We start from the raw sequence: 26,438 nt of genomic DNA on the forward strand, positions 1-26,438 counted from the left end.
CGGGCCCCGGCCGTCACTTGCTGGTGCTGGGCCCCACCCCGCCCTGCAGCTGGCGCTGGAAGACGACGTAGACGATCAGCACCGGGATCACCGTGATCACCACGGAGGCGAACATGCCGCCCCAGTCCACCTGATACCCCTGCTGCGCCTGGAGGTTGACCAGGCCCTGCGCGAGCACGTAGTTGCTGCGCTCGGTGTTCAGCACCAGCGGCAGCAGGTACTGGTTCCACATGCCCAGGAAGTTGAAGATCGCCACGGAGGCCAAGCCCGGCTTCGCCATGGGCAGCATCACCTGGAAGAAGGTGCGGAAGTCCCCCGCGCCGTCGATCGACGCTGCCTCGCCGATCTCGTCCGGCAGGCTGGTGAAGAACGAGTGCAGGAAGAACACCGTGAACGGCAGCGCGAAGGCGACGTAGGCCATGATCACGCCCACCAGTCCAATCCGACCGCCGATCAGCCCCATGTTGTTCAGCACGAAGAACAGCGGGACCACGGCGAGGAAGATCGGGAAGGTGAGACCGGCGACCATCCCGTAGTAGATGATCCGGTTGCCCGGGAAGCGGAAGCGTGCGAGCACGTAGGCGCACATCGCCCCTAGCAGCATCACCACCACCAGTCCGGCGCCCACCACGATCAGCGTGTTGAGGAAGTAGTCGCCGATGCGCGCCTCCTGCCAGGCGCGGGCATAGTTCGACCACTGCAGGTGCTCGGGCAGGCCGAAGGGGTCGGTGAGGATCTCACGGGAGGTCTTCAGCGAGGTGTAGACGGTCCACAGCAGCGGGAGGATCACCAGCAGCGCCCACAGCGACAGCACCACGTGGTGCAGCGCCGAGAAGCCGCGTCCCTCCGCCGGGGTACGGCGACGGGGCGCGCGGCGGCGGGCGGGGTCCGAGGCGGGGTCGGCGGCGGGGTCGGTGGCGGGGGTGGTGCCGCCGGCGAGAGTGGTCTCGGCGCTCATCGCGTCTCCTTCTTCCCGCGGCCGAGACCGATGACCAGCACGGCCACCAGCATCGTCACCACGGCCATGATCACGCCCATGCCGCTGGCCTCGCCGTAGTTCCCCTCGGTGAAGGCCGTCTGGTACAGGTGCAGGGACACCACCTTGGTGCTGTTGGCGGTGCCGCCGTTGGGTGTCATCACCGAGACGAAGGTGAACGCATCCAGGGCGAAGATGCCCATGTACACCAGCGCGGTGGAGATGTTGTCCCGCACCATGGGGGCCGCGATCTGCACCGCGGAGCGCAGGCGCCCGGCGCCGTCCAGGCGGGCCGCCTCCAGCACCTCCTGCGGGATGGACTTGATGCCCGCCACGAACAGCACCATGTAGAAGCCCACGAAGGTCCAGATGATCGCGAACGCCACGGCCGCCAGGGCGAACCGCTGATCGCCCAGCCAGGCGGTGGAGACGTGGTGCACCTCTTCGACGCCCACCAGGGACAGCACGCCGTTGACCGGCACCAGCAGCAGGTTCAGCACACCGTTCAGCAGGCCGCCGTTGGGGTGGTAGATGAAGTTGAACAGGATGCCCGTGATGACCGCCGGGACGGCATAGGGGAAGAAGCTGATCACGCGATAGAAGCCGGCGCCGCGCACGCCGCGCACGCCGCCGTGGGTGCTGCCGCCAATGGTGACCATGACCGCCAGCGCGTAGGCGAGCACGATGGTGACCGTGGGCAGCACCAGCAGCAGCACCAGGTTGTTGCGCAGCGACTTCCAGAACACCGCGTCGTCCAGGATGCGCTGGTAGTTCTCCAGGCCGATGAACGACATGGTGGGACTGATCCCGCTCCAGTCGGTCAGCGAGTAGTAGAACGACTGGGCGAACGGGGAGACGACGAACATCAGGTACACCGCGAGCGGTATGCCCAGGAAGACGAGGAAGAAGAGCATCCGCCCCGGGGTGGGCACGCGCCGACGGCGGCGCACCACCTCGGGGGTGGGCGCCGCCGCGTGCGCTCCGACGTCGACGCCGGAAGCGGTCATGAACCAGCCTCGAACTTGGTGATCGAGTCGTCCTCGCGGACCCGGTCGATCATCGCCTGCTCCTGCTCGCGCAGCGTGGCGGCGTCGATGTCGCCCTTGAGGAAGCTGGTCCAGTTGGTGATGGAGTCTGCGCCCAGGCCGTACCAGTCGGAGAAGTTGTAGGTGAAGGTGTTCTCCCCGGCCGCGGAGATCATCGCGTTGACGGAGGCGAGGGCGGTCGAGCCGAAGCCGTCCTCCGGCACGGTGTCCTTGACGACGCTGGGCGCCTTGGTGAGCTCGGCGAAGTTCTGCGCCTGCTCCTTGGAGAGCATGACCCGCAGGAACTCGGCGCCGCCGGTGGGGTTCTGGCCGCCGGAGGGCACGAAGTACTGCTCCGCGGCGGTGCCGTGGAACGCCTCGTGCGGCATCGCCGCATCGGGGAACGACGGCACCGGGGCGCCGGTCATCTCGTAGCCCTCCGGCGTCACCGAGGCCTGCTCGTTCTCGATCCAGGAGCCCGAGGGGTAGAAGACCGAGGTGCCGGTGACCCAGTTGGTCTGGGCGTCGGTGTGCTTGATGCCCTCGCCGCCCGGCTCGAAGTAGCCGGCCTCGACCGCCTCGGCGATCGCGTCGTAGACGGTGACGATCGCCTCCTGCTCGAAGGCGCCCTCCTCGAGGTTGTCGATCGTGGTGAGCACCTCGGGGCCGCCCAGCTTGGCCGCCATCGACAGCGCCATCTCCTGGTAGTAGTTCGAGGCGTTCTGGCCGCCGAAGGAGAAGAGGTACCGGTCCTCGCCCTTGACCTCCTCGCCCAGCGCCATGAGGTCCTCCCAGGTCTCCGGGACCGTCCAACCCTTCTCCTCGAACTCGCTGGCGGAATACCACAGGGCGAAGACCGTGTAGACGTAGTTCATGCCCAGGAACGTGCCATCGAACATGCCGGGAGAGGTGACGCCGGGCAGCAGGTTCTCCTCGACGGTCCCCTCGGCGTCGAGCATGGGGGCGGCGAGCAGGTCACCGAGGTCCGCGAGCTGCGGGACCAGGCCGTCGATCGCGAGCTTCTGCGCCCCGGAGTTGTCGAAGACGTCCGGCGGGGTGCCGCCGGCGAACTGGGGCTGCAGGTCCTGCTGGATGTTCACCGTGGCCTGGACGTCCACAGTGGAGTCCGGGTACAGCTCCTGGTATTTCTCGCCCGTGGCCTCGGCGTACTCGGTGCCGTAGCCGCCGTCGAAGATCACTGCGGTGACGGGCTGCGTGCCGTCGACGCCCAGCGGGTTCTCGTCGGAGACCTCGCCCTCTCCCGTCACCGAGCCGCCGCCCTCGGAGTCCCCTCCCCCACCGCCCGCACAGGCGGCCAGCAGGGACGCACCAGCTCCCGCGCCGGCGACCGCGAGGAAGGTGCGACGCGAGGCGCCGAGCCGCTCGAGCGGGGTCATGTCCTCGGAGGGAGTGTTCATGGTGTCCTCTTTCGTCATTGAAAGGCCGGGCAGCGCCGTCCGCGCGTGCGCCGCCGACACGTGGTGCGGCCCACAGTAACTGATCGAGTTTGGCCCAATCGGCCCGTGGCCGCTCAGAAATGGTCACGGTTTCATATACAGCCGTCGGTCCCGGCCAGAGTACGGCGGGCGCTCCGGTCGCGCCCAGCGGATTCGCGGATCGCTGGACTACCGTTGTGGTCATGACCCAGCCACCGCAGTCGCCTCGCTCCGCGTCACCGCTGACAGCGCGCCTCTACGACCTCGAGTACCCGCGCTCGCTCGGCGTGTACAGCACCTACCAGGAGGTGCAGTCCGTCGTGGACACGCTGGCGGACGAGCAGTTCCCGGTGCAGTCCACGCTGATCGTGGGCACGGACCTGAAGCTGATGGAGCGCGTGACCGGTCGCAAGACCTGGCCCGGCGTGATCCTGCAGGGTGCGCGCTCGGGCCTCGTGATGGGCCTGTTCATGGGCCTGCTGCTGTGGCTGCTGAACCCGGGCAACCTGATGATCGTCCTGCCCGCGCTCGTGCTCGGAATCGTGTTCTTCACCGTCTCCGCGGTGGTGGGCTACGCCATGACCGGCGGGCGGCGCGACTTCACCTCGATGACCGCCACCATCCCGATGCAGTACGAGCTGCTGGTCGAGCACAAGCATGCCGCTCAGGCCCGACAGATCCTGGCCGCCTCCGGCGCCGCGCCCGCCTCGCTGCGCAGCCCGGCGCCCATGCCCTCCCCGCAGACGGCCCCCACTCCGGTGCACCCCGGGACGGGCGCTCCCGACCACGGCGCCGACGCCGCCGGCGCGCCGGGCGCTGCGCCCGCGCCCCCGCAGCGTGCGCACCGGCCCAGCTTCGGTCGGCCCGCTGCCGCGCCGGAGGCCGGCTCCTCCCCCGCCGAGCCGTCGGCCGCGCGCCCCCGCACCTACGGGCCGCCCGCCCCGCACGACGCCGACTCCCCGTACGGCGCCCCCGGGGAGCAGGCGAACGGACGCCCTGCCTCCGACCCCGCTCCCGAGCCGCCGTCGCAGCAGACGCCCCCGCGCCGCACCGAGGACTGACCGCTCGCGCCGCTCGGCGCACCCTCCAGCCGACCGCGCCGGGCCCCGCGCCCCGGGCACTCGGCACCCGCACGCCGGCATCCGGCACCCGGCACCCGGCACCCGGCACCCGGCACCCGAGCGGAGGGGACACCCGACGACCGGCGCCCGCCGGCGTGCGCGGCACTCCCGTGGACACCGCCCCCGCGCGCCCGACATCCCGCGCGCACCTGCCGTCCTGGCACCTCCCCGCAGCCCGTCACCCCGCGCGAGCGCGGACGGCGAGAAGCCCCGCACCGGAGATCCGGTGCGGGGCTTCCCGTACGTGCTCAGCGCGTGCCGAGCGGCTGCCTCACGGCTGCGGGGTCTCCCCCGCGGCGATCACTTGGTGATCTTGGTGACGCGGCCGGAGCCCACGGTGCGGCCGCCCTCACGGATGGCGAAGCCGAGGCCCTCCTCCATGGCGATCGGCTGGATGAGCTCGACCGACATCTCGGTGTTGTCGCCGGGCATGACCATCTCGGTGCCCTCGGGCAGCGTGATGACGCCGGTGACGTCGGTGGTCCGGAAGTAGAACTGCGGACGGTAGTTCGAGTAGAACGGGTTGTGACGGCCGCCCTCGTCCTTGGACAGGATGTAGACCTGCGCCTCGAACTCGGTGTGCGGGGTGATGGAGCCCGGCTTCACGACGACCTGGCCGCGCTCGACGTCCTCACGCTTGGTGCCACGCAGCAGCAGGCCGCAGTTCTCGCCGGCCCACGCCTCGTCCATCTGCTTGTGGAACATCTCGATGCCGGTGACCGTGGTCTTCTGCGGCTCGCGGATGCCCACGATCTCCACCTCGGAGTTGATGCCGAGCTTGCCGCGGTCCACCTTGCCGGTGACGACGGTGCCACGACCCTGGATCGTGAAGACGTCCTCGATCGGCATGAGGAAGGGCTGGTCGAGATCGCGGACCGGGTCCGGGATGGACTCGTCCACGGCCTCCATGAGGTCCTCGACGGACTTGACCCACTTGGGGTCGCCCTCGAGCGCCTTGAGCGCGGACACCTGGATGACCGGCGCGTCCTCGTCGAAGCCCTGAGCGCCCAGCATCTCGCGGACCTCCATCTCGACGAGCTCGAGGATCTCCTCGTCCTCGACCATGTCGGACTTGTTGAGCGCGGCGAGCAGGTAGGGGACGCCGACCTGCTTCGCGAGCAGCACGTGCTCACGGGTCTGCGCCATCGGGCCGTCGGTGGCGGCGACCACGAGGATCGCGCCGTCCATCTGCGCGGCACCGGTGATCATGTTCTTCACGTAGTCGGCGTGGCCGGGGGCGTCCACGTGCGCGTAGTGACGCTTGTCGGTCTCGTACTCGATGTGCGAGACGTTGATCGTGATGCCGCGCTGCTTCTCCTCGGGCGCGTTGTCGATCTGGTCGAAGTCGCGCTTGATGTTGACCTCGGGGAAGCGGTCGTACAGGACCTTCGAGATCGCCGCGCTCAGCGTGGTCTTGCCGTGGTCGACGTGACCGATGGTGCCGATGTTGACGTGCGGCTTGGTCCGCTCGAACTTGGCCTTCGCCATGATGGTGTCCTCCTAGGACTTCTTCTCGTGGTACTTCTGGATCGGGATCGGGCCCCGCCCCGTGGGGCGGAGGTCCGACGGGAGCGGCGGGGGGAGCAGGAGAAGGAGCCTACCTGCTTCCCCCGTCTCCTCACTCGCCCCGGGTCTTCGCGACGATCTCGTCAGCGATGCTGGACGGGACCTCCGCGTAGCTGTCGAACTGCATCGTGTACATCGCACGACCCTGGGTCCTGGACCGCAGGTCGCCGACGTACCCGAACATCTCCGACAGCGGGACGAGAGCACGGACGATCTTGACCCCGCTCGCGTCCTCCATCGACTGGACCTGACCTCGCCGGGAGTTCAGGTCGCCGATGACATCTCCCATGTACTCCTCCGGAGTACGGACCTCGACGTCCATGAGCGGCTCGAGGAGCACCGGCTGCGCCTTGCGCAGGGCCTCCTTCGCCGCCATGGAGCCGGCGATCTTGAAGGCCATCTCCGAGGAGTCGACGTCGTGGTAGGCGCCGTCGAGCAGGGAGGCCTTCACGTTCACGACCGGGTAGCCGGCCATGATGCCGCCCTCGAGGGCGTCCTGGATGCCCGCGTCCACGCTCGGGATGTACTCGCGCGGGATGCGGCCGCCGGTGACCTTGTTCTCGAACTCGTAGAACACGCCCTCCTCGGCATCGGTCAGCGGGCCGAAGGTGATCTGCACCTTCGCGAACTGGCCGGAGCCGCCGGTCTGCTTCTTGTGGGTGAAGTCGTACTTCTCCACGACCCGCTTGATGGTCTCGCGGTAGGCGACCTGCGGCTTGCCGATGTTCGCCTCGACGTTGAACTCGCGGCGCATGCGGTCCACGAGGACGTCGAGGTGCAGCTCGCCCATGCCGCGGATGACCGTCTGGCCGGTCTCCTCGTCGAGCTCCACCTGGAAGGTGGGATCCTCCTTGGCGAGCTTCTGGATGGCGACGCCGAGCTTCTCCTGGTCGCTCTTGGTCTTCGGCTCGATGGCCACGGAGATCACGGGCTCCGGGAAGCTCATCGACTCCAGCTGGATCGGGTTCGCCGAATCCGTGAGGGTGTCACCGGTGGTGGTGTCCTTCAGGCCGATGAACGCGTAGATGTGGCCGGCGAAGGCCTCCTCGACCGGGTTCTCCTTGTTGGAGTGCATCTGGAAGAGCTTGCCGACGCGCTCCTTCTTGCCGGTGGTGGCGTTGAGGATCTGCTCACCCTGCTTCACCTGGCCGGAGTACACGCGCACGTAGGTGAGCGAGCCGAAGAACGGGTGCGCGGCGACCTTGAACGCGAGGCCCGAGAAGGGCGCGTCCCAGTCCGCGGCGCGGGTGAGCTCGACGGACTCGTCGCCCGGCTTGTGACCGATCATGTCGGGCACGTCCAGCGGCGAGGGCAGGTAGTCGATGACCCCGTTGAGCATGGGCTGGACGCCCTTGTTCTTGAAGGCGGTGCCGCAGAAGACGGGGTACGCCTCGGAGTTGATGGTCAGGTGGCGGATGCCGGCCTTGAGCTCGTCGACGGTGAGGTCGCCCTCCTCGAGGTACTTGTCCATGAGCTCCTCGGAGCTCTCGGCGACGTCCTCGACGAGCTTGGCGCGGTACTCGTCGACCGTGTCCTGGAGGGCCTCCGGGATCGGGATCTCGCGCTGCCACTGGCCGAGCGAGGGGTCACCCTTCTTGGAGTTGATCGCCTTCATGTCCTCCTCGAGGACCTCGGGCCAGTCGTACGCCTTCATCTCGACCAGGTCGACGACACCGGTGAAGTCGTTCTCCGCACCGATCGGAATCTGCATGACCAGGGGCTTCGCACCGAGGCGCTCGACGATGGTCTTCACGGTGAAGAAGAAGTCGGCACCCAGCTTGTCCATCTTGTTGACGAAGCAGATGCGGGGGACATCGTACTTGTCGGCCTGGCGCCACACGGTCTCGGACTGGGGCTCCACGCCCTCCTTGCCGTCGAACACGGCGACCGCACCGTCGAGCACGCGCAGCGAACGCTCCACCTCGACGGTGAAGTCCACGTGGCCGGGCGTGTCGATGATGTTGATCTGGTTGTCGTGCCAGTAGCAGGTGGTCGCGGCGGAGGTGATGGTGATCCCGCGCTCCTTCTCCTGCTCCATCCAGTCCATGGTGCCGGCGCCGTCGTGGGTCTCGCCCATCTTGTAGTTCACGCCGGTGTAGAAGAGGATGCGCTCGGTGGTGGTGGTCTTGCCGGCATCGATGTGAGCCATGATGCCGATGTTGCGGACCTTGTTCAGGTCACTGAGCACTTCGAGTGCCACGGGCTTGTGCCTTTCTGGAGAGCGGAAGCTGGTGGAGCTGTCGGAGGGTGCAGGCGGGGCCCGCCGCGGACGGCGGACCCCGCCGCGCACTCACCAGCGGTAGTGAGCGAAGGCCCGGTTGGACTCGGCCATCTTGTGGGTGTCCTCGCGGCGCTTCACAGCGGCGCCGAGACCGTTGGACGCATCCAGGATCTCGTTCATCAGACGCTCGGTCATGGTGTTCTCGCGACGCGCGCGGGAGTAGCTGACCAGCCAGCGCAGCGCGAGGGTGGTCGCACGGCCGGGCTTGACCTCGATCGGCACCTGGTAGGTGGCGCCGCCGACACGGCGGGAGCGCACCTCGAGCGACGGACGGATGTTGTCCAGCGCCTTCTTCAGGGTGACGACGGGATCCTGGCCGTTCTTCTCCTGGCATCCCTGGAGCGCACCGTAGACGATGCTCTCGGCGACGGTCTTCTTGCCGTCGAGCAGGATCTTGTTGATGAGCTGCGTGACGATCGGCGAGCCGAAGACCGGGTCGACGACCAGCTGGCGCTTGGGAGCGGGGCCCTTACGAGGCATTACTTCTTCTCCTTCTTCGCACCGTAGCGGGAGCGCGCCTGCTGGCGGCCCTTGACGGACTGGGTGTCCAGAGCGCCGCGCACGATCTTGTAGCGCACGCCGGGCAGGTCCTTCACACGACCGCCGCGGACGAGCACGATCGAGTGCTCCTGGAGGTTGTGGCCCTCGCCGGGGATGTAGGCGGTGACCTCGACGCCGGTCGACAGCTTCACACGCGCGATCTTGCGCAGCGCGGAGTTCGGCTTCTTCGGGGTCTGGGTGTACACGCGGGTGCAGACACCGCGGCGCTGGGGCGAACCCTTGAGCGCGGGCGTCTTCGAGGAGGTCGAACGAGCGACCCTCCCCTTGCGCACCAACTGCTGAATAGTGGGCACAGCTTCTCTTCCTGTTCGGCCGCCGGCGCTGTTCACGCCGGAGGATCGACATCTTCGACCGCTCGCGCGGTCGGCGACCCGATGCACCGTTCCCACGGCCCGGGAACAGCGGTGCGTCGACCCGCCCACCAGGTGATGGCACCTGGCGGGCGTCCGGGAGGACCGTGATCGGTGCCCGCGGCGGGGAGGCCGGGCCTGGCCTCCGCTCCGTATTCGGGCACGCCGCGAGGATCCGCTCCTCGCGGGGGACACCCCCCGCCGCCCCGAGGGGCCGCGGGTCAGTCCCGGGTCACGACCAGAGGGCACTCCGGACGCACCTGCAGTCTACTGAGACGCGCGGGAAACGGTCAAAGCCTCCCCCGGGTTCCGACGCAGATCACATGACGGCGCGTGACCGTCGACTTGCGACCGCCCGCTCGGCAGGGTACGGACGCGACGAGCGCGCCGCGGAGTCCGCGGCGCGCTCGTCGTGAGGTGCTGCGGCGCGGGCGACGGGGTCGCCGCCGCACCGGGGCTCCGCAGGGCGGAGCCGGGGCTCAGCGGATGCCGAGCTTGGAGGTGCAGGACGGCCACGCGCCCCAGCCCTGGCCCGCCTGGACCTTCTTGGCGATCTCGATCTGGGCCGAGCGGCTGGCCTGGTGCGCATTGTTCGCGTACTTGCCGCCGCCGAAGGCCTGCCAGGTGGAGTGGGTGAACTGCAGGCCGCCGTAGAAGCCGTTGCCGGTGTTGATCGACCAGTTGCCGCCGGACTCGCACTGCGCGAGACGGTCCCACACGCTGCCGGAGGGCGCCGCCGGCGCCTCGGCGCCGGTGCTGCCGGAGTCCGAGGAGCTCGAGTCGGCGGAGCTCGAGTCCGAGGAGCTGCTCTCCGAGGTGCGCTCGGAGCTGCGGGTGGAGGCGGTGGAGGAGGTGCGGGACTCCTGCACCGGCTTCTCCTTGGTGCCCTCGGCGACCACCTTGGTGGTGGGCTCGGCGACGACCTCCTCGGAGACCACCTCGGACTCGGCCACCTCGCCGTCCACCAGGGTCTCGGCGTAGACGATCTCCTTGGAGCCGGCCTTGCCCTCGGTGGTGGTCTTGGTGGTGCCCTCGTAGAGGGAGTCGTCCTCGACGGTCTTCGTCTCGAAGTCGATGGACTCCGTCTCGGTGCGCTCGCGCTCGCGCACGCGCTGCACGGTGTAGGTGGCGCCGTCCTCGAGCAGGGTGTCGCGGGGGACGTCCGCGGTGTCGGTGTCCTCGATGTTCTGCAGGACCTTCTCCATGGCGTCGCCCACCGTGAGGGCGGTGACCTCGAAGGTGGCCTCGCCGTACTGGCCCGCGAAGGTGACGGTCTTGCGGGTGACCACCTCGACCTCGCCCTCGGCCTCGTCCAGGCTCGTCTCGGGCTCGGGGGTGATCGCCGCGCCCTCGGCCGCGAAGTCTACGTCCTCGAGCGCGTCGGCGACGGTGTCGCCCGTGGTGAGGAGCTCCTCCTCGACGCCGTCCACGGTCACGGTGACCGGGGTGCGCTGGACGACCTGGATGTCCATGCCATCGGTGACCGGCTCGTCGAGGCCCGGCAGCACCAGGTCGGTGTCCTTGACCTCGATGCCCTGGTCGGCCAGGAGGTCCGCGACCGTGGGCTGGGAGAAGACGCGCACGGACGACTCGTCGCCGTACACGGTGATCTGGGCCTCGTTCGACATCGCGAAGGCGGTGCCGCCGCCGCCGATGGCGACCACGCACACGGTCGCCGCGCCGATGATCCACGGGGTCTTCTTCACTGTTCCACCTGTTCCTGCCGCGGGCATGCGGCGCGTCGTGTCGTTCCCTGAGCGTCGGACCCCGCACCGAGCGGGATCTGCAGCTCCGACACGTGCGCTCCGCCCCGGCGGGGCGAGCAGGAAGTGATCACGCGGGAACTGCCGGTGACCATGGTTTCGCGGACCGCCCGCGCGCGATAGGGCAACGCCCAGACTTTGAGCAAGCGCCGAGCAGGGCTTTACCGTCTCGTGAACTTCGCGGTAGGCCAGGTCACGCCCCTCCACTCCCCCGCCACATCATGCGCGATCCACGCCACTCCGCCACCCGCCCGTCGGGCGTCCGTGCCGCACGTCCTCACACCGTCCCGCCGGCGACCTCCGGTGCGCCGCGCGAGGCGCCCTCGACTCCTGCCGCGCGCACGCGACCCTCCAGGGGCGGCAGATGACGACGGGGCCCGATGCGACGGAGGCAGCGGCACCGCATCGCGATCCCCCGGCGAATCCGTCTCCGGACGCGTGAACGCCGCGGGGCGGCCCCACAGACGTGGGACCGCCCCGCGGCGTTCACGGTGACAGGGCGCTCAGCGCCCGCTCACCGGTGCTCCGCTCACCGGAAGTCGGTGCGGAAGGGATCGGCGTAGTCGATGTCGTCGAGGTTGACGGCGCCGGTCTGGCCGAAGCCGGAGAAGTCCAGCTCGTCGTAGCCGGGCACCTGGTACATCTGCGCCTTCGCCTCGTCGGTGGGCTCCACCGCGATGTGGCGGAAGCGCGCCAGGCCGGTGCCGGCCGGGATGAGCTTGCCGATGATGACGTTCTCCTTGAGCCCCATGAGCTGATCGCTCTTGCGGTTCAGGGCGGCCTCGGTGAGCACGCGGGTGGTCTCCTGGAAGGAGGCCGCCGAGAGCCACGACTCGGTCGCCAGCGACGCCTTGGTGATGCCCATCAGCTCCGGACGGCCCGAGGCCGGCTGGCCGCCCTCGGAGAGCACCCGGCGGTTCTCCCGCTCGAAGGTGACGCGCTCGGCGAAGTCGCCGGGCAGCAGGCCGGTATCACCGGACTCGATGACCGTGATCCGGCGCAGCATCTGCCGCACGATGACCTCGATGTGCTTGGCGTGGATGTCCACGCCCTGGCTGATGTACACCTTCTGCACCTCGTCCACCAGGTGCTGCTGCACCGCGCGGGGGCCGAGGATGCGCAGCACCTGCTTCGGATCCACCGAGCCCTGCGTGAGCTGCTGGCCGACCTCGATGTGGTCGCCGTCGCCGATCAGCAGGGTGACGCGCTTGGAGACGGTGTACGAGACCGGGTCCGAGCCGTCGTCCGGGGTGACGGTGATCTTGCGCTGCTTGTCGTTCTCCTCGATCTCGGCACGGCCGGAGAACTCGGAGATCGGCGCGAAGCCGGCCGGGGTGCGGGCCTCGAACAGCTCCTGCACACGGGGCAGACCGTGCGTGATGTCGCCGTCGGCGCTGGCCACACCACCGGAGTGGAAGGTACGCATGGTCAGCTGGGTGCCGGGCTCGCCGATCGACTGGGCAGCGACGATGCCCACGGCCTCGCCGATGTCCACCAGCTGGCCGGTGGCCAGGGACTTGCCGTAGCACTGGGCGCAGGTGCCCACCGCCGAGTCGCAGGTGAGCACGGAGCGGATCTTGACCTGGCGCACGCCGGCCGCGACCAGCTGCTCGATGACCACGTCGCCGAGCTCGGTGCCGGCCGGCGCCGCCTCGGAGCCGTCGGCGCCGATCGCCGCGGTCGCGAGCACACGGCCGTAGACCGTGGACTCCGCGTGCTCGTGCGTGCGCAGCGCGCCCGCCTCCTCGACCGCGATCGGCAGCTGCAGGCCCTTGGTGGTGCCGCAGTCGTCCTCGCGGACGATGACGTCCTGCGAGACGTCCACCAGACGACGGGTCAGGTAGCCCGACTGGGCGGTCTTCAGCGCCGTGTCCGCCAGGCCCTTGCGGGAGCCGTGCGAGGCGATGAAGTACTCCAGGACCGAGAGCCCCTCCTTGTAGTTGGAGAGGATCGGGCGCGCGATGATCTCGCCCTTCGGGTTGGTCACCAGGCCCCGCATGCCCGCGATCTGGCGGATCTGCATCCAGTTGCCTCGGGCGCCGGAGTCCACCATGCGGTAGATCGTGTTGGTGGGCTCGAAGTTCTCCCGCATCGCCTGGTCGACCTCGTTGGTCGCCTCGGTCCAGATGTCGATGAGCTCCGCGTTGCGCTCGGACTCGGAGATGAGTCCCAGATCGCGGTTCTCCTGGACCTGCGCGGCCTTGCCCTCGAAGCGCTCGATGATCTCGGCCTTGCCGGGGGGCGTGACGACGTCGGACAGCGCGAAGGACGCACCGGAACGGGTCGACCACGAGAAGCCGTACGCCTTCAGGGCGTCCAGCGACGCGGCCACCTGGCCCTTGTCGTAGCGCTCCGCGAGGGCGTTGACGATGCCGCCCAGGCGCTTCTTGCCCACTTGGCCCTGCACGAACGGGAAGTCCACCGGCAGCGTCTCGTTGAAGTAGACCGTGCCGAGGGTGGTGGTGAGGATGATCGGGTCACCCTCGGTCCAGCCCTCCGGCGCCTCCCAGTCGCTGGGCGGCGCGATGTCCGTGAAGCGCAGCGAGACCGGCGCGTTCAGGTGCAGCTCCCCACGGTCGAAGGCCATGACCGCCTCGGCCACGGAGGCGAAGGAGCGGCCGCTGCCCGCGGTCTCCTCGCGCACGGTGGTGAGGTGGTACAGGCCGATGATCATGTCCTGTGCGGGCATGGTCACCGGACGGCCGTCCGACGGCTTGAGGATGTTGTTGCTGGACAGCATCAGGATGCGGGCCTCGGCCTGCGCCTCCGCGCTCAGCGGCAGGTGCACTGCCATCTGGTCGCCGTCGAAGTCCGCGTTGAACGCCGCGCACACCAGCGGGTGCAGGTGGATGGCCTTGCCCTCCACCAGCTGCGGCTCGAACGCCTGGATGCCCAGACGGTGCAGGGTGGGCGCACGGTTCAGCAGCACCGGGTGCTCGGTGATGACCTCCTCGAGCACGTCCCACACCTCGGGGCGGGCGCGCTCCACCATGCGCTTGGCGGCCTTGACGTTCTGGGCATGGCTGAGCTCCACCAGGCGCTTCATGACGAAGGGCTTGAACAGCTCCAGCGCCATGCCCTTGGGCAGGCCGCACTGGTGCAGGCTCAGCTGCGGGCCGTTGACGATCACGGAGCGGGCGGAGTAATCCACACGCTTGCCCAGCAGGTTCTGACGGAAGCGGCCCTGCTTGCCCTTGAGCATGTCGGAGAGCGACTTCAGCGGGCGGTTGCCCGGGCCGGTGACGGGACGGCCGCGACGGCCGTTGTCGAACAGCGAGTCCACCGACTCCTGCAGCATGCGCTTCTCGTTGTTCACGATGATCTCGGGCGCGCCGAGATCCAGCAGCCGCTTGAGGCGGTTGTTGCGGTTGATCACGCGGCGGTACAGGTCGTTGAGATCGGAGGTCGCGAAGCGGCCGCCGTCCAGCTGCACCATCGGGCGCAGATCCGGCGGGATCACCGGGACCGCGTCCAGCACCATGCCGACGGGGGAGTTGGTGGTGCTCAGGAACGCGGAGACCACCTTGAGGCGCTTCAGCGCCCGGGCCTTCTTCTGCCCCTTGCCGGTGGCGATGACCTCGCGCAGCGAGGCCGCCTCGGCCTCGAGGTCGAAGTCCGCCAGACGACGCTGGAGCGCCTCGGCGCCCATGCCGCCCTCGAAGTAGGTGCCGTAGCGCAGCTTCATCGCGCGGTAGAGCTGCTCATCGCCCTCGAGGTCCGCGACCTTGAGGGTCTTGAAGCGCTCCCAGATGCGGGTGATGCGCTCGATCTCGGCGTCGTACTTCTTGCGGATCTGCGCCTGCTCGCGCTCGCCGGAGTCGCGGACCTTGCGCTTCGCATCGGCCTTCGCACCCTCCTCCTCGAGCTGGGCGAGGTCCTTCTCCGCGGAGAGGGCGCGGTCGTTGATCGCGGCGTCGCGCTCGTTCTCCAGCTCCTTGACCTCGAGGTCGAAGCGGGCCTGGAGATCGGGCATGTCGTCGTGACGCGCCTGCTCGTCCACGTAGGTGACCATGTAGGCGGCGAAGTAGATGATCTTCTCGAGATCCTTCGGCGCCAGGTCCAGCAGGTACCCGAGGCGGCTGGGCACGCCCTTGAAGTACCAGATGTGGGTGACGGGGGCGGCGAGCTCCACGTGCCCCATGCGCTCACGGCGCACGGAGGACTTGGTGACCTCCACGCCGCAACGCTCGCAGATGATGCCCTTGAAGCGCACGCGCTTGTACTTGCCGCAGTAGCACTCCCAGTCCCGGGTGGGGCCGAAGATGCGCTCGCAGAACAGGCCGTCCATCTCGGGCTTCAGGGTGCGGTAGTTGATGGTCTCCGGCTTCTTGACCTCGCCGTGGGACCAGCCGCGGATGTCATCGGCGGTGGCCAGGCCGATGCGCAGCTCGTCGAAGGTGTTGACGTCGATCACAGGTGTCCTTCTCTCGATCGGAAGTCGTGGTGTCTGAGGGAACGGGGGTCGAGGGCGGGGACGGGAGGGGGCTCCTGCACGGGGCAGGGACCGGACCTCCCGCTCCCCCGTCCGTCAGACCTCTTCGATGGAGCCGACGCCCTCGTGGGGCCGGCGGGACAGGTCGATGCCGAGCTCCTCCGCGGCACGGAAGACCTCCTCGTCGCTCTCCTGGACCTCCTGCGCGGTGCCGTCGCTGGACAGCACCTCGACGTTCAGGCACAGGGACTGCATCTCCTTGAGCAGCACGCGGAAGGATTCCGGGATGCCGGGCTCGGGGATGTTCTCGCCCTTGACGATCGCCTCGTACACCTTGACGCGGCCGGCGATGTCATCGGACTTGATGGTCAGCAGCTCCTGCAGGGCGTAGGCGGCGCCGTAGGCCTCCAGGGCCCACACCTCCATCTCGCCGAAGCGCTGGCCGCCGAACTGGGCCTTACCGCCCAGCGGCTGCTGCGTGATCATCGAGTAGGGGCCGGTGGAGCGGGCGTGCAGCTTGTCGTCCACCAGGTGGTGGAGCTTCAGCATGTACATGTAGCCCACGGAGATCGGATCCGGGATCGGCTCGCCGGAGCGGCCGTCGAACAGGCGCGCCTTGCCGTCCTGCTTAATCATCCGCTCGCCGTCCCGGTTGGGGCGGTGGTTGGCGATCAGGCCGGTGACCTCGTCCGCGGTGAGACCGTCGAACACGGGCACCGCCACCGGGGTGCCGGGCTCGCCGTGCAGCGCCGAGGCCGGGAGGTCCGCGGCGGTCGGGTCCGACGGGTCCAGGTCCCAGCCGGCCTTGGCGACCCAGCCCAGGTGGGTCTCCATGACCTGGCCGATGTTCATACGGCCGGGCACGCCCATCGGGTTGAGGATGATGTCGATCGGGGTGCCGTCCTCCAGGAACGGCATGTCCTCGACCGGCAGGATCTTCGCGATGACGCCCTTGTTGCCGTGACGGCCGGCGAGCTTGTCGCCGTCGGTGATCTTGCGCTTCTGCGCCACGTACACGCGCACCATCTCATTGACGCCGGTGGGCAGGATGTCCCCGTCCTCGTCGTCGTTGAAGACCTGCACGCCGATCACGGTGCCGGACTCGCCGTGGGGGACGCGCAGCGAGGTGTCGCGCACCTCGCGGGCCTTCTCGCCGAAGATCGCGCGCAGCAGGCGCTCCTCCGGGGTCAGCTCGGTCTCGCCCTTCGGGGTGACCTTGCCCACCAGGATGTCGCCCGGCTCCACCTCGGCGCCGATGCGGATGATGCCGCGCTCGTCGAGATCGGCCAGCACGTCGTCGCCGACGTTCGGGATGTCCCGGGTGATCTCCTCCTTGCCGAGCTTGGTGTCGCGCGCATCGACCTCGTGCTCCTCGATGTGGATCGAGGTGAGGACGTCGTCCTGGACCATCCGCGAGGACAGGATGATGCCGTCCTCGTAGTTGTGGCCCTCCCAGGACATGAACGCGACCAGCAGGTTCTTGCCGATGGCGAGCTCACCCTGATCGGTGGAGGGGCCGTCGGCGAGGATCGAGCCGGCCTCGACGCGGTCGCCCTCGTCGAACAGCACGCGCTGGTTGTAGGAGTTGCCGGCGTTGGAGCGCTGGAACTTCCCGATCGGGTAGGTCTGGCGGGTGCCGTCGTCGGCCATCACCATGATGAGATCCGCGGAGAGCTCCTCGATCACACCGCCCTTGGACGCGACGACCACGTCGCCGGCGTCCACCGCGGCGCGACGCTCCATGCCGGTGCCGACCAGCGGCATCTCGGCACGCAGCAGCGGCACGGCCTGGCGCTGCATGTTCGAGCCCATCAGCGCACGGTTGGCGTCGTCGTGCTCGAGGAAGGGGATCATCGCGGTGGCGACGGAGACCATCTGCCGGGCGGAGACGTCCATGTAGTCGACGTCCGCGATCGGGACCAGGTCCGGCTCGCCGCCGGTCAGACGCACCAGCACCTCCTCGTCGAGGAAGCGCCCCTCCTCGTCGATCTTGGCGTTGGCCTGGGCGATGACGTGACGGTCCTCGTCGTCCGCGGTGAGGTAGACGACCTCATCCGTGACCTGACCGTCGACGACCTTCCGGTACGGCGTCTCGACGAAGCCGAAGGGGTTGATGCGCGCGAACGTGGCCAGCGAGCCGATCAGGCCGATGTTCGGGCCCTCCGGGGTCTCGATCGGGCACATGCGGCCGTAGTGCGACGGGTGGACGTCGCGGACCTCCATGCCGGCGCGGTCGCGGGAGAGGCCGCCCGGGCCCAGCGCCGAGAGGCGACGCTTGTGCGTCAGGCCCGACAGCGGGTTGTTCTGGTCCATGAACTGCGAGAGCTGGGAGGTTCCGAAGAACTCCTTGATCGCCGCGGTGACCGGACGGATGTTGATCAGGGTCAGCGGCGTGATCGCCTCGACGTCCTGGGTGGTCATGCGCTCGCGGACCACGCGCTCCATGCGGGACAGGCCCGTGCGCACCTGGTTCTGGATCAGCTCGCCCACGGCGCGGATGCGACGGTTGCCGAAGTGGTCGATGTCATCGGTCTCGACGCGCACCTCGCGGCCGTCCGCGCTGGTGTACTCGCCGACGGCGTCGTGCAGCGCGACGATGTACTTGATGGTGGAGACGATGTCCTGCAGGCGCAGGGTCGACTCCGAGAGGCTGCCCTCCAGGCCCAGCTTCTTGCCGATCTTGTAGCGCCCCACCTTCGCCAGGTCGTAGCGCTTGGCGTTGAAGTAGAGGTTGTTGAGCATCGCCTCGCCCGCATCGCGCGTGGGCGGCTCGCCCGGACGCTGCTTGCGGTAGATGTCGATGAGCGCCTCGTCCTGCGAGGTGATGCGGTCCTTCTCGAGGGTGGAGCGCATCGACTCGAACTCGCCGAACTCCTCGAGGATGTCGCTGTGGGACATGCCGAGGGCCTGCAGCAGGGTGGTGACGGACTGCTTGCGCTTGCGATCGATGCGCACGCCCACCTGGTCGCGCTTGTCGACCTCGAACTCCAGCCAGGCACCGCGCGAAGGGATCACCTTCGCGGAGAAGATGTGCTTGTCGCTGGTCTTGTCGATGGACTCCTCGAAGTACACGCCCGGGGAGCGGACCAGCTGGGAGACGACGACACGCTCGGTGCCGTTGATGATGAAGGTGCCCTTGTCGGTCATGAGCGGGAACTCGCCCATGAAGACCGTCTGGGTCTTGATCTCACCGGTCTCGTTGTTCATGAACTCCGCGATGACGTACAGCGGAGCGGCGTAGGTGAGGTCCTTCTCCTTGCACTCGTCGACCGTGTACTTCGGGTCGTCGAAGGTGTGGTCGCGGAACGACAGCGACATGTTGCCGGCGAAGTCCTCGATCGGGGAGATCTCCTCGAGGATGTCCGCGAGACCCGAGGTCTGCGGGACGTCCTCGCGACCGGCGGCGGCGGCCTCGGCGGCGCGCTCCTGCCAGCGCTCGTTGCCGAGCAGCCAGTCGAACGAGGTGGTCTGCAGACTCAGCAGGTCCGGGACCTCGATGGGGTCGCCGAGCTTCGCGAAGGTGACGCGAGGCGAAGCGGTGCGAAGTGCGATGTCAGTGGTGCGATCGGTGCTCGAGGCAGCCAAGGGGGGTCCTTCCACAGGCCGATGACGGAATCCCAGGCGCGGTGGACGACCCATCAGGACGATGGAGCAGGCAACGTGAGGTACAGAACGGCCGATCCGACGGGAGGCACACAGCGCAAGGGATGACCATACACGAGATCGCGGATGGACACAAGGGTCGCGAACGCGCCCGGTCCATCCGCGTCGGCCGCTATATGCCTGGCGCGGGTGTTCTCCCGGTGCCTCCTGCCCGTCTGGCTCGACCGGCCCGGCGGTGACATCACACCGGGCGCTCTCGGCAGGAACAGCTCCGTACGGGGAAAAGAATGGAGGGAAATCGCAGCGGAGTCAAGCAGGCGGGGCCCGCAGCGCCGTGTCGCTGCTCGACGGTGGAGGTCAGGGCATGCAGAACGGTGCTGGTCAGGGCATGCAGAAGGGCCGCCCCGCAGATGCGGGACGGCCCTTCAGGAGCAGTGCGACTGCCGTCGGATCAGGCGTGCGCTGGGCGCACGCCACGGATCACTTGACGGAGACGGTCGCGCCGGCCTCCTCGAGCTTCGCCTTGGCGGCCTCGGCGTCGTCCTTCTTGACGCCCTCGAGGACCGGCTTGGGGGCCTCGTCGACGAGCGCCTTGGCCTCCTTCAGGCCGAGCGAGGTCAGAGCGCGCACCTCCTTGATGACGCCGATCTTGGCGGAACCGGCGGACTCGAGGATGACGTCGAACTCGTCCTTCTCCTCCTCGGCCGGGGCGTCGCCACCGGCAGCGGCGCCACCGGCGGCGGCGACGGCCACGGGGGCGGCGGCGGTGACGTCGAAGACGTCCTCGAACTGCTTCACGAACTCGGAGAGCTCGATGAGGGACATCTCCTTGAAAGCCTCGATGAGCTCGTCGTTGCTGAGCTTCGCCATGGTGGCGTTCCTTCCTGTTGGCGGGACCTGCGTCCCTGCGGTGTCATACGGCGCGTACGCGCCAGGTCATGCGGTCCGGTCGCTCCACGGGAAGCGGCCGGGGGACAGCGCTGAGGCTGTGGTGGCGGCGGCCGTGAGCCCGAGGGCTCAGGCAGCCTCCTGCTTGGCCCGCAGCGCGTCCACGGTGCGCGCCGTCTTCGACAGCGGTGCAGCGAACACTGCGGCGGCCTTGGACATCGACGCCTTCATGGCGCCGGCGGCCTTGGCCAGCATGACCTCGCGGGACTCGAGGTCCGCGAGGCTCTGGACGTCCTCCTTCGAGAGCAGCGCGCCCTCGAAGTAGCCGGACTTGACCACGAGGTTCTCGTGGGTCTTGGCGAAGTCACGCAGAGCCTTCGCAGGCTCCACCGGCTCGCCCTTGATGAAGGCGATGGCGGTCGGCCCGCTGAGCGTGCCGTCGAACACGTCGATGCCGGCCTCGCGGGCGGCGATCTCCGTGAGCGTGTTCTTCACCACGGCGTAGGTCGTCTCGGAACCCAGCGCGCGACGGAGCTCCTTGAGCTCCCCCACGCTGAGCCCGCGATACTCGGTGACGACGGCGGCGTCGGAGGCGCGGAACAGCTCCGCGATCTCGGCGACGGCGTCCGCCTTCTCGGGGTTCGCCATGGCCCTCCTTCCAGAGGTCTCTCGCCACCGGGTGAAGGAGCCCTGGTACGGAAAAAGGCCTCGACACGCAGGTGTCGAGGCCAGCACGCACGATCCGGCTCCCCGGGAGCTGCTGCCCCGCGGAGGGCGCGACCGTGCGGGTCGCGTTCGTTCACCTGCGCAGGCCGTCCCCGTGGGGACTGCTTCGGCCGCACTCCGGGTGGAGGGCGACGACCGGCGGTCTTCGGTAGCTCCACAGTAGTGCAGACCGGGGCCTGCGCGCCACGGTGGGAGCGGCGGTCTCCGTCACAGTTCGGTGCCGCCGCTCCGCGCCGCACCCCACGCCGCGACGAGCTCGGCGACGTCCGCGAAGCGCTCCTCCCGGTCCGTCCGGGTCGCCCGCTCGACCACGGCCGCCGTGGCGTCGCCACCGCAGAAGCGCGCGAGGTCCTCGCAGAGCCCGGTCCCGAAGTGACGCAGCAGCCTGCCCAGGGAGAACACCGTCGTGGGGGCGTCCAGCGGGGCCCCGAGAGCACACTCCTCGGGGGCCATGAAGCGGCTCGAGCCGAACATCCGGCCCATGTCGTTGAGGGACGGGCCCCGACGGTAGGTGTCGAGATCGATCAGGGTGAGCCGGCCGGTCGTGAGATCCACCATGAGGCAGCCGTCGTAGAGGTCGCAGGCCACCCATCCCTCTGATTCCAGGGCGCGGTGCGCGTCGAGCAGCTGGTCGAAGACGGCGAGACGGAGCCGCGGGGACGAGGCGGCGAAGCGACGGTAGGCGGAATCCGGGTCTTCGCGATGCTCCGCAGGGACCCCGACGAGCTCGCCCGGGGCGCTGTCGTAGACCAAGACCGGCCCCTGAGGGGTCTCGATGACGTTGCGCAGCCGTGCGAGTGCGGGATGGACGACGGAACGGGCGATCGCCGTCGCGGAGCGCAGCAGCTCGACACGCGCCGCTCGGTCCAGGTATGGCAGCGAGGCCCCGGGCGGCGGCCCCTCCTCCCCCGCGCTCTTGGCGAAGAGGTCGCCGGTCGGCGTCGACACCAGCCAGGAGACGTTGCCGGAGTCCTGCGTTCGGTGGTCGAAGCGGGCGAGCACCTCCCCCGAGGCGTGCACGAGCTCCTCCGGGGTCAGGTCGCTGGCCGAGAGCGAGAGCAGTGCGGTCACCCGCCCACGGTACGGGCAGGCCCTCGGCATAGGGGTCCGCTTCCCCGCTCAGCGGCCACCCCGTGGCCCCGCCCCGGAACGGTTCCTCGACGAGAAGTACCAGTTCCGCAGAGTTCGTGGACGATACGTACCACGAAAGCGGTACGTATCGTCCACGAACTCCCGGGCACCCGCGACTCACAGGCAGTGGGAGCCGCATCGACCTGCACAGCACGGCGCCCCGCCCACCGCAACGGTGGACGGGGCGCCGAATGCTCGTGCGTCGCTCAGGCTCTACATCCTGCCCGAGCTCCGGCCGCTCGTGCCTCGCAGCACGTCGCTCAGGCCTCGTCAGTCCTGCCCGAGCTCCTGCCGCTCGTGCCTCGCAGCACGTCGCTCAGGCTCTACATCCTGCCCGAGCTCCTGCCGCTCGTGCCTCGCAGCACGTCGCTCAGGCCTCGTCAGTGTCCTCGAGGAGGTTGCGGGTGCGGTTCACGTCGACCGGGATGCCGGGGCCCATGGTGGTGGACACGGTGATCCGGGTGATGTAGCGACCCTTCGCCGCGGACGGCTTGAGACGCAGGATCTCGTCCAGCGCCGCGACGTAGTTCTCGACGAGCTGCTGGTCGGTGAAGGAGACCTTGCCGACGATGTAGTGCAGGTTCGCCGCACGGTCGGTGCGGAACTCGATCTTGCCGCCCTTGATGTCACCCACGGCCTTGGTGACGTCCATGGTCACGGTGCCGGTCTTGGGGTTCGGCATGAGGCCGCGGGGGCCGAGCACGCGGCCCAGCTTGCCGACCTTGCCCATCAGGTTCGGGGTGGCCACGGCTGCGTCGAAGTCGGTCCAGCCGCCGGCGACCTTCTCGATGAGGTCGTCGTCGCCGACCTCGTCGGCGCCCGCCGCGAGAGCGGCCTCGGCCTGCGCACCGGTCGCGAAGACGATGACGCGGGCGGTCTTGCCGGTGCCGTTGGGCAGGTTGACGGTGCCGCGCACCATCTGGTCCGCCTTGCGGGGATCCACGCCCAGGCGCATCGAGACCTCGACCGAGGCGTCGAACTTCGCCGGGGAGGACTTCTGCGCGAGGCGCAGCGCGTCCAGCGGGGAGTAGGTGCGGCCCTCTTCGATCAGAGCGGCGCCGTTCTTGTAAGCCTTGCTACGGAATGCCATCTGGATCAGCCCTCCACCGTGATGCCCATGGAACGAGCGGTGCCCTCGACGATCTTCGCCGCGGCCTCCATGTCGTTCGCGTTCAGATCAGGCATCTTGGTCTCCGCGATCTCGCGGACCTGCGCCTGGGTGATCGTGCCGACCTTGTCCGTGTGCGGGGTCGGCGAGCCCTTCTGGAGGCCGGCGGCCTTCTTGATGAGCTCAGCGGCCGGCGGGGTCTTCGTGATGAAGGTGAACGAGCGATCCTCGTAGACCGTGATCTCGACCGGGATGATGTTGCCACGCTGATCGGCGGTGCGATCGTTGTAGGCCTTCACGAACTCCATCATGTTCACGCCGGCAGCGCCGAGCGCGGGACCCACGGGCGGCGCAGGCGTGGCCTGGCCGGCCTGGATCTGGAGCTTGATGACGCTCGCGATCTTCTTCTTGGGAGCCATTGCTCTTCCTTACTGTGGTGTGGTCCGGGCGGAGCTCATCATGCGCTCCTCCCACGGAAGGACCCGTGCCCGCGCGGCGGGCACCGGTCCGATGCGACGCTACCTGCACGTCGCGCGCGGCGTCGACCGGTATCAGGGGTGATCTCGGTCGTATCGGCGCGGCACGGCGGCCGCGCCGGCCGCTCAGATCTTGGCGACCTGGTCGAACGCCAGCTCGACCGGGGTCTCGCGCCCGAAGATGGACACCAGGACCTGCAGCTTGCGGGTCTCCGAGTGGATCTCGGAGATGGTGGCCGGCATGGTCTCGAAGGGGCCGTCCATGACGGTGACGGACTCGCCCACCTGGAAATCGGGGACCTTCTGCGCGGCGGCGGCCTTGGCCGCTCCCCCACCGCTGGAGGAGCGCTTCTTCTCCGGCAGGCCCACCGACGGCGCCAGCAGCGAGTAGATCTCGTCGAAGCTCAGCGGGGTGGGGTCGGTCGCATTGCCCACGAACCCGGTCACGCCGGGGGTGTCGCGCACCACGCGCCAGGACTCGGTGGTGAGGTCCATGCGCACCAGCACGTAGCCGGGCACGCGCACGCGGCGCACCATCTTCTTCTGGCCGTTCTTGACCTCGGTCGCGTCCTCCATCGGGACCTGGACCTCGAAGATGTACTCCTCCATGTCCTGGGTCTCGGTGCGCGTGGCCAGCTGGGTCTTCACGCGGTTCTCGTGACCGGAGTAGGAGTGGATCACGTACCACTCGCCGAGCGCGGAGCGCAGGTGGCGCTTGAGCTGCACCAGCGGGTCCTCGCCCTCGGGCTCCTCGGCGGCGGCCTCGTCCGAGTCCTGCGCGTCGCCGGTCTCCTCGTCGTCGTCGGCGGCGGAGTCCTCCGCGGTCGCGGCGTCCTCGTCGGTCGCGGCGTCCTCACCGGCCTGCTCGGCGGCGGGCTCGTCGTCGGCGATGTCCGCACCGGCGGCGATGTCCGCGGCGGCATCGGCCTGCGGGGCGCTGTCGGAGGGCACCTCGGAGGAGGAGAAGGAGAGGGAGTCGTCGAGGTCCTCGTAGGACTCCTCGGGGGTGGAGCTCTGATCGCTCATCGGCGGGAACCTGCCTTCCTGGCGGCGTGGAACTGGTCGGTCACGGTGCGGTGCGCAATGCGGGCCGGGCGAGGGCTCACACGTCGGGGACCGTGAAGGCGATCCTGGACAGCCAGCTGAACGCGGCGTCGAGACCGAAGATCAGCAGGATCATGAACGCGACGAACAGCAGAACGGTGAGCGAGTACAGGAAGAGCTCCCGACGCGTCGGGACGACCACCTTCCTCAGCTCCGCGATGACCTGCCGGATGAACAGGCCGATCGCCAGGAACGGGTTCTGCGACCCGGAGCCCGGGACGTCAGCGCCGCGGGGCGTCGACGGGGCGTTCTGGCTGGAGTTCACTCTGGGCTGTCCGATCTCGTCGAGGTCATCCGCATCCAGCCGGGACCCCGGCCGGACCGGCAGGGCAGACAGGACTCGAACCTGCAACCTGCGGTTTTGGAGACCGCTGCGCTACCAATTGCGCCACTGCCCTTCACGGAGGAGACGCCCCCGTGCGGCCCTGCGCCGTGCCCCCGGAAGGGCGCCACGTCTCGGGCCAGCGACCAGCATACAAGTCCCGCCGGGCTGGTGCGAATCCGCCCGCGGCAGATCACACCGGGAGAGACGCAGGCCACTCCGGCGGCGGGCGCTCCGGGCATGCCGCGGGGCGCGAAGCGGCGGGCGGTCCTGGCAACGCGGGGCGAGCTCTGCCACGATAGGCGGGTGACCACCGACGATGCACGCACCTCCGTGACCAGCCCGCAAACCCCCGCGCACGCCCGCATCTCGCAGCGGGTAGGGGCGATCCAGCCCTCGGCCACCCTCGCGGTCGACTCCACCGCCAAGGCGCTCAAGGCCGCCGGCCGGCCGGTGATCGGCTTCGGCGCCGGGGAGCCCGACTTCCCCACGCCGCAGCACATCGTCGACGCCGCGGTGGAGGCGGCGCAGGATCCCCGCAACCACCGCTACTCCGCCACCGGCGGGCTCCCCGAGCTGAAGCAGGCCCTGGCCGAGTCCTTCACCGCCAGCACCGGCCTGGAGGTCGAGCCCGCGCAGGTGCTCGTCACCAACGGCGGCAAGCAGGCCGTGTTCCAGGCGTTCGCGACGCTGCTGGACCCGGGCGACGAGGTGATCCTGCCGGCGCCGTACTGGACCACCTACCCGGAGGCGATCCGTCAGGCGGGCGCCACCGAGGTGCCGGTGCTCGCCGGTGTGGATCAGGGCTATGTGCCCACGGTCGCCCAGCTCGAGGCGGCCCGCACCGAGAACACCCGCGCCCTGCTGCTGTGCTCCCCCTCGAACCCCACCGGCGTGGTGCTCACCCCCGAGCAGGTCGAGGAGATCGGGCGCTGGGCGCTGGAGCACGGCATCTGGGTGGTGACCGACGAGATCTACCAGGCGCTCACCTATGACGGCATGCCCTTCACCTCAGTGCTGAAGGCGGTGCCGGAGCTCGCCGAGACCACGGTGCTGCTCGGCGGCGTGGCGAAGTCCTTCGCGATGACGGGGTGGCGCGTGGGCTGGATGGTGGGCCCGGCCGACGTCATCAAGGCGGCCACCAATCTCCAGTCCCACCTCACCTCGCACGTGAACAACATCGCCCAGCAAGCGGCGCTGGCGGCTCTCACCGGGTCCACCGCGCCGGTCGAGGAGATGCGCGAGGCCTTCGACCGGCGCCGACGCCTCATCGTGGAGAAGCTCTCCGAGGTGCCCGGCTTCACGGTGCCCACCCCCACCGGCGCGTTCTACGCCTTCCCGGACGTCTCCGGCGTGCTGGGCCGCACGATCCGCGGCCGCGAGATCACCTCCTCCACGGAGCTGGCCACCGTGATCCTCGAGGAGGCGGAGGTCGCCGCCGTGCCCGGCGAGGCCTTCGGGGCGCCGGGCCACCTGCGCTTCTCCTACGCCCTGAACGACGACGACATCGTCGAGGGCATCGGCCGGGTGGCCGCGCTGCTGTCCGAGTGACCGCCGCCGATGAGTGAC

General features: G+C 69.1%; 19 protein-coding genes and 1 tRNA gene. 2 read left to right on the plus strand and 18 right to left on the minus strand.

Features of this window, described 5'->3' with window-relative positions:
- Positions 1-13: 13 nt before the first annotated feature.
- From DWV08_RS09405 to ngcE, 3 genes are read right to left on the minus strand one after another with little or no spacing between them, the layout of a single operon-like run.
- Positions 14-958 carry a carbohydrate ABC transporter permease gene (locus tag DWV08_RS09405; protein WP_115413545.1) on the minus strand — a complete coding sequence of 315 codons (945 nt, stop codon included), beginning with the start codon at positions 956-958 and terminating at the stop codon, positions 14-16.
- Complete coding sequence (locus DWV08_RS09410; protein WP_241237204.1) at positions 955-1,983, minus strand: carbohydrate ABC transporter permease; 1,029 nt, start codon at positions 1,981-1,983, stop codon at positions 955-957. Before DWV08_RS09410 ends, DWV08_RS09405 begins: the two co-directional genes overlap by 4 nt.
- Positions 1,980-3,419 (minus strand): N-acetylglucosamine/diacetylchitobiose ABC transporter substrate-binding protein, encoded by a 1,440-nt coding sequence (gene ngcE / locus DWV08_RS09415; protein WP_115413546.1) that lies wholly within the window; start codon positions 3,417-3,419, stop codon positions 1,980-1,982. Before ngcE ends, DWV08_RS09410 begins: the two co-directional genes overlap by 4 nt.
- Before the next feature lie 221 nt (positions 3,420-3,640).
- Here ngcE and DWV08_RS09420 point away from each other — a divergent pair, with 221 nt between their 5' ends.
- On the plus strand, positions 3,641-4,498 hold the full coding sequence (locus tag DWV08_RS09420) for a YflT domain-containing protein (protein ID WP_115414978.1): 858 nt from the start codon (positions 3,641-3,643) through the stop codon (positions 4,496-4,498).
- A gap of 360 nt (positions 4,499-4,858) precedes the next feature.
- On the opposite strand, the gene tuf is transcribed toward DWV08_RS09420, so the two are convergent.
- From tuf to DWV08_RS09495, 15 genes are all read right to left on the minus strand, one after another.
- The gene (gene tuf / locus DWV08_RS09425) at positions 4,859-6,046 is read right to left on the minus strand and encodes an elongation factor Tu (RefSeq protein ID WP_115413547.1); all 1,188 of its coding nucleotides are present in this window, start codon (positions 6,044-6,046) and stop codon (positions 4,859-4,861) included.
- A 130-nt stretch (positions 6,047-6,176) separates the two neighbouring features.
- A complete protein-coding gene (gene fusA / locus DWV08_RS09430; protein WP_115413548.1) occupies positions 6,177-8,324 on the minus strand; it encodes an elongation factor G in 2,148 nt (715 codons plus the stop codon).
- 90 nt (positions 8,325-8,414) lie between these two features.
- The gene (gene rpsG, locus DWV08_RS09435; RefSeq protein ID WP_115413549.1) at positions 8,415-8,885 is read right to left on the minus strand and encodes a 30S ribosomal protein S7; all 471 of its coding nucleotides are present in this window, start codon (positions 8,883-8,885) and stop codon (positions 8,415-8,417) included.
- Positions 8,885-9,259 carry a 30S ribosomal protein S12 gene (rpsL, locus tag DWV08_RS09440; protein WP_115413550.1) on the minus strand — a complete coding sequence of 125 codons (375 nt, stop codon included), beginning with the start codon at positions 9,257-9,259 and terminating at the stop codon, positions 8,885-8,887. The genes rpsG and rpsL overlap by 1 nt, the downstream gene beginning before the upstream one ends.
- 536 nt (positions 9,260-9,795) lie before the next feature.
- On the minus strand, positions 9,796-11,022 hold the full coding sequence (locus DWV08_RS17290; protein ID WP_115413551.1) for a resuscitation-promoting factor: 1,227 nt from the start codon (positions 11,020-11,022) through the stop codon (positions 9,796-9,798).
- Between the two features lie 586 nt (positions 11,023-11,608).
- Positions 11,609-15,493, minus strand: a complete 3,885-nt coding sequence (locus DWV08_RS09450; protein WP_115413552.1) for a DNA-directed RNA polymerase subunit beta' — start codon at positions 15,491-15,493, stop codon at positions 11,609-11,611.
- Between the two features lie 114 nt (positions 15,494-15,607).
- On the minus strand, positions 15,608-19,096 hold the full coding sequence (rpoB, locus tag DWV08_RS09455; RefSeq protein WP_115413553.1) for a DNA-directed RNA polymerase subunit beta: 3,489 nt from the start codon (positions 19,094-19,096) through the stop codon (positions 15,608-15,610).
- A 498-nt stretch (positions 19,097-19,594) separates the two neighbouring features.
- Positions 19,595-19,984, minus strand: a complete 390-nt coding sequence (rplL, locus tag DWV08_RS09460; RefSeq protein WP_115413554.1) for a 50S ribosomal protein L7/L12 — start codon at positions 19,982-19,984, stop codon at positions 19,595-19,597.
- Between the two features lie 147 nt (positions 19,985-20,131).
- The gene (gene rplJ / locus DWV08_RS09465) at positions 20,132-20,650 is read right to left on the minus strand and encodes a 50S ribosomal protein L10 (protein WP_115413555.1); all 519 of its coding nucleotides are present in this window, start codon (positions 20,648-20,650) and stop codon (positions 20,132-20,134) included.
- A gap of 285 nt (positions 20,651-20,935) precedes the next feature.
- Entirely contained in the window at positions 20,936-21,799 is an 864-nt protein-coding gene (locus DWV08_RS09470) for a serine/threonine-protein kinase (RefSeq protein WP_115413556.1), read from the minus strand.
- 430 nt (positions 21,800-22,229) lie between these two features.
- Entirely contained in the window at positions 22,230-22,949 is a 720-nt protein-coding gene (gene rplA, locus DWV08_RS09475) for a 50S ribosomal protein L1 (RefSeq protein WP_115413557.1), read from the minus strand.
- Between the two features lie 5 nt (positions 22,950-22,954).
- Positions 22,955-23,386 carry a 50S ribosomal protein L11 gene (rplK, locus tag DWV08_RS09480; RefSeq protein ID WP_115413558.1) on the minus strand — a complete coding sequence of 144 codons (432 nt, stop codon included), beginning with the start codon at positions 23,384-23,386 and terminating at the stop codon, positions 22,955-22,957.
- Positions 23,387-23,569: 183 nt separating this feature from the next.
- The gene (nusG, locus tag DWV08_RS09485; protein WP_115413559.1) at positions 23,570-24,469 is read right to left on the minus strand and encodes a transcription termination/antitermination protein NusG; all 900 of its coding nucleotides are present in this window, start codon (positions 24,467-24,469) and stop codon (positions 23,570-23,572) included.
- Positions 24,470-24,545: 76 nt separating this feature from the next.
- Complete coding sequence (gene secE / locus DWV08_RS09490; RefSeq protein ID WP_115413560.1) at positions 24,546-24,812, minus strand: preprotein translocase subunit SecE; 267 nt, start codon at positions 24,810-24,812, stop codon at positions 24,546-24,548.
- A 60-nt stretch (positions 24,813-24,872) separates the two neighbouring features.
- Positions 24,873-24,945: transfer RNA gene (locus DWV08_RS09495), tRNA-Trp, on the minus strand.
- 230 nt (positions 24,946-25,175) lie between these two features.
- Between DWV08_RS09495 and DWV08_RS09500 the strand changes: the two genes are divergently transcribed.
- Positions 25,176-26,420: a pyridoxal phosphate-dependent aminotransferase gene (locus tag DWV08_RS09500; RefSeq protein ID WP_115413561.1), complete on the plus strand. Its 1,245-nt coding sequence runs from the start codon at positions 25,176-25,178 to the stop codon at positions 26,418-26,420.
- The last annotated feature ends 18 nt before the right edge of the window (positions 26,421-26,438 follow it).

Source organism: Brachybacterium saurashtrense, from assembly GCF_003355475.1.
Lineage (GTDB): Bacteria > Actinomycetota > Actinomycetes > Actinomycetales > Dermabacteraceae > Brachybacterium > Brachybacterium saurashtrense.